11 protein-coding genes and 3 tRNA genes are annotated in these 14,982 nt (G+C 72.0%); 9 read left to right on the forward strand and 5 right to left on the reverse strand.

The genetic code is table 11. The features are described 5' to 3' along the window. Positions 1-5: 5 nt before the first annotated feature. The 3 genes from BDZ31_RS24060 to BDZ31_RS24070 are packed head-to-tail and all read right to left on the reverse strand — an operon-like array spanning position 6 to position 2,940. Positions 6-989 carry a MaoC family dehydratase gene (locus tag BDZ31_RS24060; RefSeq protein ID WP_183345971.1) on the reverse strand — a complete coding sequence of 328 codons (984 nt, stop codon included), beginning with the start codon at positions 987-989 and terminating at the stop codon, positions 6-8. Next, on the reverse strand, positions 986-1,753 hold the full coding sequence (locus BDZ31_RS24065) for a FadR/GntR family transcriptional regulator (RefSeq protein ID WP_183345973.1): 768 nt from the start codon (positions 1,751-1,753) through the stop codon (positions 986-988). The genes BDZ31_RS24060 and BDZ31_RS24065 overlap by 4 nt, the downstream gene beginning before the upstream one ends. A 20-nt stretch (positions 1,754-1,773) precedes the next feature. Next, positions 1,774-2,940, reverse strand: coding sequence for a CoA transferase (locus BDZ31_RS24070; RefSeq protein WP_221243311.1), 1,167 nt, complete (start codon positions 2,938-2,940; stop codon positions 1,774-1,776). Between the two features lie 118 nt (positions 2,941-3,058). Between BDZ31_RS24070 and BDZ31_RS24075 the strand changes: the two genes are divergently transcribed. From BDZ31_RS24075 to BDZ31_RS24105, 7 genes are all read left to right on the forward strand, one after another. After that, positions 3,059-4,231, forward strand: a complete 1,173-nt coding sequence (locus tag BDZ31_RS24075) for an acyl-CoA dehydrogenase family protein (RefSeq protein WP_183345977.1) — start codon at positions 3,059-3,061, stop codon at positions 4,229-4,231. 52 nt (positions 4,232-4,283) lie between these two features. Beyond that, entirely contained in the window at positions 4,284-6,143 is a 1,860-nt protein-coding gene (locus BDZ31_RS24080; protein WP_183345979.1) for a RecQ family ATP-dependent DNA helicase, read from the forward strand. Further along, positions 6,140-6,760, forward strand: coding sequence for a phosphoribosylglycinamide formyltransferase (gene purN / locus BDZ31_RS24085; RefSeq protein WP_183345981.1), 621 nt, complete (start codon positions 6,140-6,142; stop codon positions 6,758-6,760). Before BDZ31_RS24080 ends, purN begins: the two co-directional genes overlap by 4 nt. A gap of 42 nt (positions 6,761-6,802) precedes the next feature. Next, positions 6,803-8,404: a bifunctional phosphoribosylaminoimidazolecarboxamide formyltransferase/IMP cyclohydrolase gene (gene purH / locus BDZ31_RS24090; RefSeq protein WP_183345983.1), complete on the forward strand. Its 1,602-nt coding sequence runs from the start codon at positions 6,803-6,805 to the stop codon at positions 8,402-8,404. 120 nt (positions 8,405-8,524) lie between these two features. Continuing rightward, the gene (locus BDZ31_RS24095; protein ID WP_183345985.1) at positions 8,525-8,923 is read left to right on the forward strand and encodes an STAS domain-containing protein; all 399 of its coding nucleotides are present in this window, start codon (positions 8,525-8,527) and stop codon (positions 8,921-8,923) included. A gap of 94 nt (positions 8,924-9,017) precedes the next feature. Next, positions 9,018-12,023 carry a bifunctional diguanylate cyclase/phosphodiesterase gene (locus BDZ31_RS24100; RefSeq protein ID WP_183345987.1) on the forward strand — a complete coding sequence of 1,002 codons (3,006 nt, stop codon included), beginning with the start codon at positions 9,018-9,020 and terminating at the stop codon, positions 12,021-12,023. 123 nt (positions 12,024-12,146) lie between these two features. Continuing rightward, positions 12,147-12,548, forward strand: coding sequence for a MarR family transcriptional regulator (locus BDZ31_RS24105; protein ID WP_183345989.1), 402 nt, complete (start codon positions 12,147-12,149; stop codon positions 12,546-12,548). A gap of 65 nt (positions 12,549-12,613) precedes the next feature. Here BDZ31_RS24105 and BDZ31_RS24110 read toward each other — a convergent pair. Beyond that, positions 12,614-12,686, reverse strand: a tRNA-Lys gene (locus BDZ31_RS24110). 62 nt (positions 12,687-12,748) lie between these two features. Between BDZ31_RS24110 and BDZ31_RS24115 the strand changes: the two genes are divergently transcribed. Then, positions 12,749-12,820, forward strand: a tRNA-Glu gene (locus tag BDZ31_RS24115). Positions 12,821-13,038: 218 nt separating this feature from the next. Here BDZ31_RS24115 and BDZ31_RS24120 read toward each other — a convergent pair. Then, complete coding sequence (locus BDZ31_RS24120; protein WP_246345885.1) at positions 13,039-13,854, reverse strand: recombinase family protein; 816 nt, start codon at positions 13,852-13,854, stop codon at positions 13,039-13,041. 641 nt (positions 13,855-14,495) lie between these two features. On the opposite strand from BDZ31_RS24120, the gene BDZ31_RS24125 reads away from it, so the two are divergent. Then, positions 14,496-14,587: transfer RNA gene (locus tag BDZ31_RS24125), tRNA-Ile, on the forward strand. Positions 14,588-14,982: the final 395 nt, after the last annotated feature.

Genomic DNA, 14,982 nt, shown 5'->3' on the forward strand with positions numbered 1-14,982 from the left:
TCCCGCTAGGGGTGGATCGCGACCAGGCGCCAGTCGAGCACGTCGCTCGGCTCGGCGCCGTCGCGATCGGCGCGCACCCGCGCCCGCACCCACACGAGGCCGCTGTCGGGGTCGACCCGCTCCAGCTCGACGTCGGTGAAGAGCGTGTCGCCCTCGTAGACGGGCGCGAGGTGGTCGCAGCGCTCCCACGCGACGATCGTCGCCAGGTCCGGCAGCGCGATCGCGATGTGGCCGGCCGCGATCCCGATCGTGTGGCCGCCGTAGACCAGCCGCCGGCCGGTGCGCGTCGCGTCGTGGTGGGCGACGGCGATGTTGAGCGTCAGGCGCGCCAGCTCCGGCGCGCTGGAGACGACGGCACCGCCGATCCCCTCCCACCGCGCGCCCGCCGCCAGCTCGCCGACGAGCGGGCCGCCGCTGACGGCGCGCAGCTCCTCCAGCCTCCAGCCGGCGACGGCGTCGGCGAGCGTCGCGGCGTCGAGCGCGGCGGGGATCGCGTCGAGGTCGGCGGTGCGCCCGGTCTCGACCGCCTCGCGCAGCGGCAGCATCGCGCAGCGGTGGTAGTCGAGCACGGCGCGGTCGCGCTGGTCGACGGTCACGATCCGCAGGACCGCGAGACCGGTCGGCGGCCGGTCGGGCCGCAGCGTGTTCTGCTTCAGCGCGACGACGCTCGTCGTCGTGTGCAGGGTGTCGCCGATCAGCGGCGCCCGCCGCAGCGCGAGGCCGCGGTAGAAGAGGTTGGCGACGACCCGCTGCGTGACGAGCGTCGACTGGCCGATGCTGACGTCGCAGACGAGCGACGGATGCGCGAGCGGGCCGCCGAGGACGCGGCCGCTCAGCTCCGCGTCGAGCGGCAGCCGCAGGCGGTCGCCAAGGATCGCGCGGTGCGCGGCGGCGGCGCCGTCGGTGAGCGTCAGGGCGGGCGCGGAGCGGATCTCGTCGCCGACCTCGAGGTCGTCGAAGTACGGTCCGCCGGCGGGGAGCACGGTCACGGCTGCTGCAACCTCCCGATGAGGGTCTCGTCGTCGTCCGCCGCCGGCCGAGGCCGCCAGATCTGGCGGTAGACCTCGGCGAGCGACGTCAGGTGTTCGGCCATCGCCGCGGTCGCGCGCTCGCTGTCGCCGGCCTCGATCGCGTCGAGGATCGTCGCGTGGTCGCGGCAGACCGAGCGCGGGAACTCGGCCGTCAGCGTGAAGCGCATCAGGTGCGAGTGGAGGACCGAGAAGATCGGCCCCGCCGCGATCTGCAGCAGCGTGTTGCCGCAGGCGTCGATCAGCACCTCGTGGAAGCGGCGGTTGGCGAGGTACTGCTCCTCGGGCGAGAGACCGCTGTCGTCGGGCGTCAGCGTCGCGCGCAGCGCGGCGAGGTCGGCGTCGGTGCGCCGCACCGCGGCCTGCCGGACCGCGAACAGCTCGATCAGCTCGCGCGCCTCGAGGAACTCCGGCAGCGTCACGTCCTCCTTGAGCGTCAGCAGCTCGACGTTGCGGCGCAGGAAGTCGGCGACGTGGTCGACCGTCGGCAGCACGACGAAGCTGCCGCCGCCCGCGCCCGGGACGGTCCGGATCAGCCCCTCGGCGAGCAGCAGGCGCAGCGCCTCGCGGACGGTGCCGCGGCTGACGCCGAAGCCGGCGGCGAGCTGCGCCTCGCTCGGCAGCCGCTCGCCGTTGGCCAGCTCGCCGCTGAACATCGCGGCGCGCAGCTGGTCGTAGATCTGCTCGTACGCGCGCCGCACCGGCGCCAGCCTGACTCTGGGCATCGCCCCAGTATCGGCCATCGTCAGACGCGCTCTCCTGCCAGCCAGGCGCGGATCGCGGCGTCGTGCTCGCCGAGCGCCGGCACCGCGCCGAGCCGCGGCTCGCGCCCGCCGACGACGACCGGCGGCTTGAGCGCGGCGAGCGGGCCGACCGGGGTCTCGACCGTCGTCCAGCGGTCGCGCGCGCGATGCTGCGGGTGGTCGAGCAGCGCGCCGGCGGAGCGCATCACGCCGAAGGCGATGCCGGCCGCCTCGAGCCGCTCGATCAGCTCGGCGGCGCGAAGGCGGGCGATCGCCGGGCGCAGCTCGGCGTCGAGCGCGGCGCGGTTGGCGACGCGGTCGGAGTTGGTCGCGAAGCGGGGGTCGTCGGCCAGCTCCGGTCGGCCCGCGATCTCGTCGCAGAGGATCCGCCACTCGCGGCCGTTCTGGACGCCGAGGTTGACCTCCTCGCCGTCGCCGGTCGCGTACGGGCCGTACGGCGCGATCGAGGCGTGGGCGGCGCCGTTGCGGCGCGGGTCGGCGCCGGAGTAGTGGCCGTAGAGCGCCGGTTGGCTCATCCACTCCGACAGCCCGTCGAACAGCGAGACGGCGAGCGCCGCGCCCCTGCCGGTCCGCTCGCGCTCGTAGAGCGCCGTGAGGATGCCGCTGTAGGCGTACATGCCGCCGGAGATGTCGGCGATCGAGACGCCGACCTTCGCCGGTTCCCGCTCCGAGCCGGTGATCGAGACGAGCCCGGCCTCGCACTGGATCAGCAGGTCGTAGGCCTTGCGTCGCTCGTACGGTCCGCCGCCGCCGTAGCCGGAGAGGTCGCACGCGATCAGCCGCGGATGGGCGGCGGCGAGCGCCGTCGCGTCGAGCCCGAGGCGGGCGGCGGCGCCGGGCGCGAGGTTCTGGACGAAGACGTCGGCCCGGCCGATCAGCTCGCTGACGAGCGCCCGGTCCTCGTCGTCCTTGAGGTCTGCGGTGATGCTCTCCTTGCCGCGGTTGAGCCACACGAAGAAGCTCGACATGCCGTCCGCGGCGCGGTCGTAGTCGCGCGCGAAGTCGCCGCCGTCGCGGCGCTCGACCTTGATGACGCGGGCGCCGAGGTCGGCGAGCTGCCGGGAGGCGAAGGGCGCGGCGACGGCCTGCTCGATCGCGACGACGAGCAGGCCGTCGAGCGGGCCGCCGGAGGTTGGATCGACGCTCACCGCGCCTATACCAACAGAACCTTCCCGCCCTGTCAACCACCATACGTCCATCTCGTATACGCGGTCGATAAAGGCAAATCTGCTTGCATAGCTGAATGTCGGACATTAGCCTGGAGTCATGACGACGCCTTCCCCCGCCACCATCGACGCCGAGCAGCTGGAGGAGATCCGCGACGGCATCCGCCAGCTCTGCGCCCGCTACGACGGCACCTACTGGCAGCAGCTGGAGCCGGAGACCTACCCCGCCGAGTTCGTCGACGCGCTGACCGAGGCCGGCTGGCTCGCCGCGCTCATCCCCGAGCAGTACGGCGGCTCCGGGCTGCCGCTGTCGGCGGCGAGCGTGATCCTCGAGGAGATCGCCCGCTCGGGCGGAAACCCGGGCGCCTGCCACGCGCAGATGTACGTGATGGGGACGCTCCTGCGCCACGGCTCCGAGGCGCAGAAGGAGCGCTGGCTGCCCGAGATCGCCGCGGGCAGGCTGCGGCTGCAGGCGTTCGGCGTCACCGAGCCCGACGCCGGCTCGGACACGACGCGGATCCGCACGACGGCGCGCCGCGACGGCGACGGTTGGGTCGTCGACGGGCAGAAGATCTGGACCTCGCGCGCCGAGCACTCCGACCTGATGGTCCTGCTCGCCCGCACGACGCCGATCGGCGAGGTCAGCAAGCGCGGCGAGGGCCTGTCGGTCTTCCTCGTCGACATGCGCGACCGCGGCGACGAGCTGGAGATCCGCCCGATCAAGACGATGATGAACCACAGCACGACCGAGGTCTTCATCAACGGCCTGCGCCTGCCCGGCGACGCGCTGATCGGCGAGGCCGGCAAGGGCTTCCGCCACATCCTCGACGGCATGAACGCAGAGCGCTGCCTGATCGCCGCCGAGTGCATCGGCGACGGCCGCTGGTTCGTCGAGCGCGCGAGCCGATACGCCGGCGAGCGGGAGGTCTTCGGCCGCCCGATCGGCGCCAACCAGGGGATCCAGTTCCCGATCGCCAGAGCGCACATGGCGATCGAGGCCGCCGACCTGATGCGCTGGAAGGCGATCGGCCTCTACGAGGCGGGCAGGCCGTGCGGCGCCGAGGCGAACATGGCGAAGTACCTCGCGGCCGAGGCGTCGTGGATGGCCGCCAACGCCTGCGTCGACACCCACGGCGGCCTCGGCTTCGCCGCCGAGTACGACGTCGAGCGCAAGTTCCGCGAGACCCGCCTCTACCAGGTCGCGCCGATCTCGAACAACATGATCCTCGCGTTCGTCGGCCAGAACGTCCTGAAGATGCCGCGGTCGTACTGACCGCGGCCGCGGCGGGCGGCCGCCGGTCGGCCCGCCGTTATCGTCCGCGCCCGTGACCGCCGCGATCGACCCCCGCGCCGAGCTGCGCCGGATCTTCGGCTTCGACGCCTTCCGGCCGGGGCAGGAGGAGGCGGTGCGGGCGGCGCTCGAGGGGCGCGACGCGCTCGTCGTGATGCCGACCGGCGCCGGCAAGTCGCTCTGCTACCAGCTGCCGGGCCTCGTGCGCGACGACCTGACGCTGGTCGTCTCGCCGCTCGTCTCGCTGATGCAGGACCAGGTCGAGGGGCTGCGGCGGGTCGCCGGCGACGCGGTCGGGCTCGTCAACTCGCAACAGAGCCTCGCGCGCAACCGCGAGGTGCTCGCGCGCGCCCGCTCCGGCCAGCTGAAGCTGCTCTACGTCGCGCCGGAGCGGTTCGGCTCGCGCGGCTTCCTCGACGCGATCGACGGCGTCCGCGTCGGGCTCTTCGTCGTCGACGAGGCCCACTGCGTCTCGCAGTGGGGCCACGACTTCCGCCCCGACTACTTCCGCCTCGGCGACGCCGCCCGCTACCTGCGAGCGCGCGCGATCATGGCGCTGACGGCGACCGCGACCCGCCGGGTCGCCGACGACGTCGCCGAGCGGCTGGCGCTCGCCGAGCCGGTCCGCGTGACGACCGGCTTCGACCGTCCCAACCTCTCGTTCGCGGTCGTCCCCTGCAGATCGCGCCAGGACAAGCACCGCCGCATCGCGACCGTCCTGCACGACCTCGAGTCGCGCCCGGCGATCGTCTACGCCGGCACCCGCGCCGGCTGCGAGGAGCTGGCCAAGCAGCTCGGCCGCGCGCTCGAGCTCGACGTCGCCGTCTACCACGCCGGCCTCGACCGCGAGCGCCGCGCCGCCGTCCAGCGCGCCTTCATGAACGGCGACACGCCGATCGTCGTCGCCACCAACGCCTTCGGGATGGGCGTCGACAAGGCCGACGCGCGCACCGTCCTGCACGAGACCGTCCCGCAATCGGTCGAGCAGTACTACCAGGAGGCCGGACGGGCGGGGCGCGACGGCGCGCCCGCGCGCTGCCTGCTCTTCTCCGAGGCGCGCGACAAGGGGCTGCACACCTTCTTCATCGAGCGCGCCGCGATCGAGGACGCCGCCTTCCGCGTCGTCGCGCGCAGGCTGGCGCGCGAGGCGAACGAGCAGGGCCGCTACGACGTCGAGCTGGGCCTGCTCGCCGACCTCGCCCACTGCGACCGCGAGCAGGCGCGCGCGATCGTCGGCCACCTCGCGCGCGCCGGGGTCGTGCAGCCGGCGCCCTCCCCGCCCGACCGCGCCTCCGGCCGGGTCGTCGGCGAATGGGATCGCTGGGCGCTGAAGGCGTGCAGGGAGTCGGCCGGCGAGGCGCAGAGAGTGCGCTGGCGCCAGTACCGCGCCGTCTGGGGCTTCGTCGAGCAGCGCCGCTGCCGGCGCGCCGCGCTGCTGCGCCACTTCGGCGACCGCCAGGCGCCGTTCACCGACCCCGGCGTCCCCTGCTGCGACGTCTGCGACCCGGCGCTCGTGCCGACCTCCGAGTCGGTCGCGGCGACCGTGCGGCTGCGGCGGTTCGGAAGCGCCGCGGCGCCGGCGGCCGGCGGCGCCGACGCCGGCGAGCTGGCGGCGGCGATCGTCGCCGTCGTCGAGGCGGCGCGGCCGCCGGTCGGGCGGACGCGCGCGGTCGAGATCCTGCGCGGCAGCCGCTCGCAGGCGATCGCCGAGCACTCCTACGACGGCCTGCCGCAGTACGGCGCCTTCGCCCACCTGCGCGGCGAGGAGGTGATGCAGGGCGTCGACATGCTGATCGCACGCGGGACGCTGCGCTCGACCGGCGGCCGCTACCCGACGCTGCGCTCGACGCGCGCCGAGCGGGAGCGGACCGGTACCGTGGGCGCCGCATCATGACCGACCGCTTCCCGATCGCCGTGCTCGCCTCCGGCACCGGCTCCAACCTCCAGGCGATCCTCGACAGCGTCCACGGCCGCGAGGGGATCGAGGTCGTCGCCGTCGGCTCCAACGTCGCCGACGCGCCGGCGCTCGAGCGCGCCCGCCGGGCCGGCGTCCCGACCGCCGCCTTCCCGCTCGCCGACCACCCCGACCGCGCCGCACGCGACGCCGCGCTCGCCGACTGGATCGAGCGGCAGGGCGCCGGGCTCGTCGTGCTCGCCGGCTACATGCAGCTGCTGACGCCCGGCTTCCTGGCGCGCTTCCCCCAGGCGGTCGTCAACGTCCACCCGGCGCTGCTGCCCGCCTTCCCCGGGCTGAGAGCGGTCGAGCAGGCGCTCGAGCACGGCGTGCGCGTCTTCGGCGTCACCGTCCACTTCGTCGACGAGGGCGTCGACACCGGCCCGATCATCCTGCAGCGGGCCGTCGAGCTGCCGCACGCACGCGACGCCGGCGAGGTCTTCGAGCACATCCACGCGATCGAGCACGAGCTGCTGCCGGAGGCGATCCGCCTGATCGCCCGCGGCGCCGTGAGCGTCGACCCCGCCAACCCGCGCCGGGTGCTGCTGGAGCCATAACCGCGGGGCGCGGCGCCTCCGCTTCGCCTATCCTCGTCTGCCGTGTCTGAAGGAACCGAGACTCCCAACGCGCTCGCGCCGACCGCCCCTGGGCAGGTCCAGGTCCGCCGTGCGCTGCTGTCCGTATCCGACAAGACGGGGATCGTCGAGTTCGCGCGCGGGCTCGCCGACCTCGGCGTCGAGATCGTGTCGACCGGCGGCACCGCCGGCGCGCTCGCCGACGCCGGCATCCCGCACCGCTCGATCACCGACTTCACCGGCTTCCCGGAGATCATGGACGGGCGCGTCAAGACGCTCCATCCGAAGCTGTACGCCGGCCTGCTCGCCGTCCGCGACGACGCGTCGCACCTCGCGGCCGCGCGCGACGCCGAGGTCGAGATGGTCGACCTCGTCTGCGTCAACCTCTACCCGTTCGAGCAGACCGTCGCCCGCCGCGGCGTCGCCGACTCCGAGGTGATCGAGAACATCGACATCGGCGGCCCGACGATGATCCGCGCGGCGGCGAAGAACTTCGCCTTCGCGGCGCCGGTCGTCTCGCCCGAGAGCTACGACGCGATCCTCGACGAGCTGCGCGCCTCCGGCAGCCTGCTGTCGCTGGCGACGCGCGAGTCGCTCGCCGCCGAGGCGTTCGCCTACACCGCCCGCTACGACACGGCGATCGCCCGCTGGTTCGCCGAGAAGCGCGGCGACGACTTCCCCCAGCTGTTCGTGCGCGCCTTCGAGAAGGTCACCGACCTCTCCTACGGCGAGAACCCGCACCAGCGCGCCGCCTACTACGCGCAGGTCGGCTCGCCGACGCACCTGCTCTCCAACGTGCGCCAGCTCGGCGGCAAGCCGCTGTCGTTCAACAACCTGCTCGACCTCAACGGCTCCCGCCTGCTCGTGCGCGAGTTCGGCGCGCCGGCGTGCGTCATCGTCAAGCACAACAACCCGTGCGGCGTCGCGACCGGCGACACGCCGCTGGCCGCTTACGAGCGCGCCTTCGAGTGCGACCCGATGTCGGCGTTCGGCGGCATCGTCTGCCTCAACCGCCCGGTCGACAGGGAGCTGGCCGAGGCGCTCGTCAAGCAGTTCATCGAGGTCCTCTTCGCCCCCGGCTACTCCGAGGAGGCGCTCGAGGTCCTGTCGGTGAAGAGAAACATGCGGGTGCTGCAGGACGACGAGAACCTCCCGCTCCACCTCGCCGAGCCCGACATGAAGCAGGTCGTCGGCGGCCTGCTCGTCCAGGACCGCGATCTCGACACGCAGGAGCGCGCCGAGATGACCGTTCCGACGAGACGGCAGCCGACCGACCAGGAGTGGAGCGAGCTGCTGTTCGCCCGGCGCGTCTGCAAGCACGTCCGCTCCAACGCGATCGTGCTGGCGAGAGACAACGCCTCGGTCGGCATCGGCGCGGGCCAGATGAGCCGCGTCGACTCCGTGCGGATCGCCGTCGAGAAGGCGCGCGAGGGCTCCCTGAAGGGCGCCGTGCTCGCCTCCGACGCGTTCTTCCCGTTCGCCGACGGTCCCCAGCTCGCGGTCGACGCGGGCGTCACCGCGATCATCCAGCCCGGCGGCTCGGTGCGCGATCCCGAAGTGATCGCCGCCGCCGACGAAGCCGGCGTGGCGATGGTCTTCACGAGCCGCCGCCACTTCAAGCACTGATCTGACCGATCGTCGCGGCGGCCTCGTTTTCCGCTCCCGAGCCGGGGGTAGGGGAAGGCCGCCGGAGGCTCTCGGGCGGGGCGTCGGCCGCAAGCCCGCGCGCCGCCCGTCATCCGGTACATGACGCAACCACGCCACAGCCATGCGACGCCGACATCGTTCGGCCTTGCCGAGGAGCGCCTCGACGACGGCGAGGTCGTCGTGATCGCGGTCCGCGGCGAGCTCGACCTCTTCACGGCTCCTGAGCTGCGCGAGGCGCTGCGCGAGCACACCGACGCCGTCCAGCGGCCGCCGCACGTGATCGCCGACCTCAGCGGCTGCAGCTTCGTCGACGCCAGCGGCTGCCAGGTGCTGCTGCGCGCCGCGCGCCGGCTGGCGGCGCACGAGCGGCGGCTGGCGATCGTCAACACCAACCCCGGGACGGCGCGGATCCTGAGCGTGATGGGGCTCGACGAGCTGTTCCCGGTCGTCGCGACGCGGGCCGAGGCGGCCGCCGCCGTGCGGCGCCCCGCCACCTGAGCTACAGGCAGGCGGTCCCCCTGCCGATAGGGACGGGGGTGATGACGGAGCAGCCGACGAGTTGGCGCGTGAGCGCGACCTGCGGAGGAGCGCGATGACGCTCCGACGGCGGCGCATGCCGGTCGCGCTGCTGGGGGTCGCGCTGCTCGCCTGCGCGACGCTCGCCGGCGCGTGGGCGTCGGCGCGCCACGAGCGCGCGATCGCGCTCGAGCGCCAGCAGGAGCTGCACGCACGCGCCATCTCGCTGCTGGGCTCGACGCTGACCACCGCCCGCGCGCGCCTGACCGACCTCGCGACGCTGTTGTCGATGCCGTCGGCGAGCGCGCGCGAGTTCGAGCTGAGCGGCGGGCGCCTTCGCAACCAGGCCGCGCTGGGCGCGGTCTGGCACGTCGACCGCATCCCCGGCGACGCCGCGCGCGGCCGCCCGGAGCGCTACCTGCTGGCGCAGAGCCTCGGCCGGGTCTCGGGGCCGAGACCGGGGACCGACCTCGCGACCGATCCGACGTTGAGAGCGGCGCTCTACGCGACGATGGAGCTGGGGACGGCGCAGGTGACGAAGGTGACGCCGATCCCCGGTGCCGGCTGGAGCGGCATCGCCTTCGCGGCGCCGATCCACCGCGGCGGGACGATCCCGGCGACGGTCGCCGCCCGGCGGCGGGCGACGACCGGCTTCGCGGTCGCCGTCTATCCGGCCGAGACCGTGCGGATGGGGATCGAGTCGATGATCCCGGAGGAGGTCCGCTACGCGCTGCGGCTCGGCGGGGAGTGGATCGCCGGGGATCCGCCGCCGCGCGACGAGGCGCTGAGCACCGCGTTCTCGGGCGGAGGCCAGGAATGGCTGTTCGCGATCGGCAGGCCCGACCTCGGCTACGGCGTCACGTGGGCGATCGCGATCTCGGGAGCGGTGCTGACCGTCGCGCTCGGGCTGCTGATCTGGCAGGCGGCGCGCCGCGAGCGGTACGCGCTCGAGCTGGTCGACACGCGGATGGCCGAGCGCGACAGAGCCGAGGCCGAGCTGCGCGCCGCCGAGCAGCGCCACCGCCTGCTCGCCGACAACGCGACCGACATGATCCTCGTCTTCGACCCGACCGGGACGGTCACGTACGTGTCGCCCGCGTCGCGTGAGCTGATGGGCTACGCCCCCAAGGAGCTGATCGGTCGCAAGCCGCGCGAATTCGTTCACTCCGACGACAGGGACGAGGTGATCGGCGCGCGCGAGCGGGTGATCGAGCAGGGCGGCGCGATCACGGTGACGAGTCGCATCAGACATCGCGACGGTCACTGGGTCTGGATCGAGGCGCGCGTGCGGCGCGTGATCGATCCCGACACCGGCGAGATGCGCGAGGGGCAGGCGATCATCCGCGACGTCAGCGACCGGGTCGCGTCCGACGCCGCGCTGCGCGAGGGCGTCGAGCGGATCGCGGCCGCCGAGCAGCGCTTCCGCACCGCCTTCGAGGCCGCTCCGATCGGGATGGCGTTGAGCGATCTCGACGGCTGCTTCATCCAGGTGAACGACGCGCTCTGCGCGATCACGGGTTACACGCGCGAGGAGCTCGAGGAGATGAGCTTCGCGGAGTTGAGCCACCCGGCCGACGCCGCACGTGACAGGGAGATGATGGACAGCCTGCTGTCCGGCGAGCAGAGCACGTTCTGGATGGAGAAGCGCTACGTCGACGTCGTCGGCCAGGTCGTGTGGGTCGCCGTGCACGCGACGCTCGTGCGCGCCGCCGACGGCTCGCCGCAGCATTTCCTCGGACAGATCCAGGACGTCAGCGAACGGGTTCGCTACGAGGCGCAGCTGCAGCACATGGCCGACCACGACCCGCTCACCGGGCTGCTCAACCGACGCTCGTTCGAGCGCGAGCTCGACCAGCACATCAACCGCGTGCGCCGCTACGGCGCCGAGGGCGCCGCGCTCGTGCTCGACATCGATCGCTTCAAGCACATCAACGACACGCTCGGGCACAACGTCGGCGACGAGTTGATCGTCAAGGTCGCGCAGACCCTGCGCACGCGGCTGCGCGACAGCGACGTGCTCGCCCGGCTCGGCGGCGACGAGTTCGCCGTGCTGCTGCCCAGGGGCGGCCGCGAGGAGGCCGAGGCGGTGGCCGAGTCGATCCTCGCCGCGGTCCGCGCCCAGTCGGTGCTGACGACGGCCGGGCGGCGCCGGCCGATCACGACGAGCATCGGCATCGCCCTCTTCGGCGAGAGCGAGCAGCTCAGCGCCGAGGACGTGCTCGTCAACGCCGATCTGGCGATGTACGACGCCAAGGAGGCCGGCCGCGACCGTGCCGCCACCTTCTCCTCCCAGGAGCGCGGGGCGTCGAGGATGAAGGCGCGGATCACCTGGGCCGAGCGGATCCGCGACGCGCTGGAGGAGGACCGCTTCACGCTCTACGCGCAGCCGATCGTCGAGCTGGGCAGCGGCGCCGTGCGCCAGCACGAGCTGCTTTTGCGGATGCTCGACGAGCACGGCGAGGTGATCCCGCCGGCGGCGTTCGTCGGCATCGCCGAGCGCTTCGACCTGATGCAGGAGATCGACCGCTGGGTGGTCGCGCGGGCGCTCCGGCACATGGGCGAGCAGCGCAGGCTCGGCCGCGAGCTCGTCTTCGAGGTCAACATCTCCGGCAGCTCGACCGGCGACCCCGACCTCTTGACGATCATCCAGCGCGAGCTGGCCGACAACGACGTCGACCCGATGAATCTGGTGCTGGAGGTGACCGAGACGACCGCCGTGGCCAACATCCCGCGCGCGCAGGAGTTCGCTCAGCGACTTGCGGAGATGGGATGTCGATTCGCTCTCGACGACTTCGGCGCCGGCTTCGGCTCGTTCTACTACTTGAAGCACCTGCCGTTCGACATCCTCAAGATCGACGGCGAGTTCGTCCGCTCGTGCACGACCAGCCAGACCGACCAGCTGCTCGTGCGCGCCGCGGTCGAGATCGCGCGCGGGATGGGCAAGGAGACGATCGCCGAGTACGTCGGCGACGAGGCGACCGTTGAACTGCTGCGCAGACTCGGGGTCGACTACGCACAGGGCTTTCACGTCGGCCGACCCGCTCCGCTGCACGAGGCGCTTGCCGTCGCTCCGAGCCTCTGAGGATTCCCTCACCAATCAAATTCGTAACGGACCGATGCCACGTTGAGCGACCCCGCTTGCATGGGGTTCAATGCATCGCATCCTGTTGGTAGCCTTGGTGACCCCCTCATAGGAGTTACGTAGATGGCAGATCTCGTTGCGCAAATTCAACGTGACATCGAGAAGCGTCTGAAGGAACTTCGGCCGCTGATCGAAGAGAAGGAGCAGCTGGAGGCCGTGCTCGCCGCGCTCAACGGCGAGACGCCGGCCAACGGCACGACGGCCAGCTCGCCGCGCCGGGCCCGCTCGGCCGCTCCCGCGCGCGCTCCGTACGCCGGCGGCAAGTCCCGTCGCGCCCCGCGCGGCGCCAACCGCGAGGCGATCCTGAAGGTCGTCGGCGAGCGTCCCGGCATCTCCGCGGCCGAGGTCGCCGAGATCACCAACATCGCCAAGCCGACCGTCCACACGACGATCTCGCAGCTGAAGCGCAAGGGAATACTGGAGCCCGAGGGAGCCAACGGCGTTCGGCTCGCGCAGGCCTCCTGAGCCGTCGGACAGGCGGCGGGCGATCGTTCCTCGCCCGCGCAGTCCGCGTTCGATCCCGGTCGCAGTGCGCCCCCTGGGACTCGAACCCAGCCCGCCGGATTAAAAGTCCGGTGCTCTAACCCGATGAGCTAGAGGCGCCCCCTCATCGTCGCACGCTCAGCGAAAACGCGCTGCCATCTACAATGTCTGTCCCGCAGCTCGCCCCCATGGTGTAGCGGTCAGCACGCCAGCCTTTCACGCTGGTAGCGGGGGTTCGATTCCCCCTGGGGGTACTGACCCTCCCGGTGGTGCAACCCGCACCGCCGGGAGGCAGCAGCTCGGTCGGATCTGATCTCGCCCTTCGACGCGGATCCCCTCTCCCCCACGCCGCTCGCACGAGCGGCTTCCTCGTTGGAGCGTCGCCGTCGCGGATCGTCTTTCGCGACTTCTGCCTGGAGCGCGGCGATGTCGTCGTCTGTCAGGACCGTGTCAGCGTCCTGTCGGTCGTCGGTCAGCTCTTCCCGGCGTGCTTTGAGGCCGGTGAGCTGGCGGCTGAGGGTGTCGATCCGCTCACCGCAGCGCTGCTCGGGCATCGTGCCGTTCTCGAAGGCGCGGAAGTAGCGCTCAAGCGCCACGTCGGTTCTGGCGATCTCGGCGTCGAGCGCTCTGCGTTCCTGCTTCCAGCGATCTCGCCGACGTAGACGCGGTTGCGCAGGATCGTCAGCACGGCCTTCGGGTCGAACGGCGCCCCGCGCCGGGTCCGATAGCCGCGCTCGGCGAGCCAGCGCGCGATCGACTGCGCGCCTTCCATGCGGTCGGCGTAGCGCTCGAAGTTGATCCGCACGAGCGGCACCTCCGCCGGCTCCGGCACGCGGAACTGAAGCCTGCCGTCGCGGCGATAGCCGTACGGAACCTGCCCGGCCGCCCACTCGCCGCGTGCGGCTTGCGTTCCATACCTTCGATGACGCGCTCGACGATCGTCGCGCGTTCGAACTCGGCGAAGACGCCGAGCATCTGCACCCATCATCCGCCCGGCCGGAGAGGAGGTGTCGAACGGCTCGGTCGCCGAGCGGAACAGGACGCCGGCCTCGTCGAGCCGTTCGATGATCTGCGCCAGCTCGCGCACCGACCGCGCTACGCGGTCGACGCGGTAGACGAGCAGCAGATCGAACCGGCCCGCCTCGCCCTCGCGCCGTAGCTGTCGGGCGCGACGACGCCGCCGAAGAGCTGCTGGGTGGTGCGTTCGCTGTACCACTCGCGCAGCGAGCCGCCGGCGGCTCGTGCTTCGACGGCGACGCGGACGAAGAAGTTTGCGGGGAGATCGCATGGTCGTGGGGCTCCGTTCCTAATGGGAAGGGTTCGCGGTGGGGCTGGCGGCAACGCGTCGTGCAGGTAGGAAACGTTCGGATCGCGGTCCCTTGGTACATGCGGCGATGCGCTTGGGCCAGAAGGTCAGCTACGTCACGCTCTCGCGTTATCCCGGTCGGCTGCGGAATGTGCGCGATGCGGGTCGGTGCCGGCCTCGCGGCGTATGAGGCCGCTGCCGGCGCAGTGGCTGCACCGGCCGCTGCCCTCGGACAGCGAGGAGCCGTAGCCGTTGCATTGGGGCACCACGTCATGCCCTCTGGAATCATGCCGCCGCACGTCTGCGCGTCGTCGTCCATGGTTCGTTCTCCTGAAAGGTCGGGGGTCAGCGGGGTCGCTGGCGCAGGCGTTTGGACAACATCGCGACGCTGCCCGCGAGTCCGAGGACGTGCTGGCGAGGCCTCACAGCCGGCTGCCGCTGCGTAGAACAGCTACGGATCGTGTCTGGACCTACGACGCAACCGGCGACTGCCGGCCGGTCCGTCGACACGGTCGGTCGGTTTGGATTTCCTGGAGACCTCGACCCGGATCTCGGCCATGTATATACAGGCCACATAGTCGGTGTAGACCGCCAGTGCGCGCCGTCGTAGAGTCGGTCGGGACGGAGGGTGAAGCGTCGAGGCGGCGCGATCGGCTGATAACCGGGAGTCCGGGCTAGTCACCCGGATGGAGTTCGAGTCTCCCGCCCTCCGCCAAGTCCTTGCTCGACCGGCGGCCGGGCTGGGGAGCGGGCGCGACGATCATGTGCCTGCGGGTGACTCCCGTACCGCTTCTCCGGTCAGCCGGTCGCAGCGAGGTTGTCTTTTGCAGGGAGCTGGATATCCTCAGAAGTGGTTATCAGCCGGTCCGGGGTGACTCCCCGCGCACAACCCGCCCGCCGAGGCGGGTTGTGTCGTTCTGGACCGCCTCAGCGCTACAACGAGATCGTCCCGCGATCGTTGCAACGGGGTTCGACTTACGGTCCATCGGGCGCATATCGGGAAGCCCTCGCGGATGAGGCTGTCGCGCAAAGTGCGCGGCGGCCTCGGGCGGGGCTTTCTATTTGTGAGGTTCTCGTGGTCGGCGGCGGGGCCAGCGGGCCAGGACAAGT

It is taken from the genome of Conexibacter arvalis (assembly GCF_014199525.1).
GTDB lineage: Bacteria > Actinomycetota > Thermoleophilia > Solirubrobacterales > Solirubrobacteraceae > Conexibacter > Conexibacter arvalis.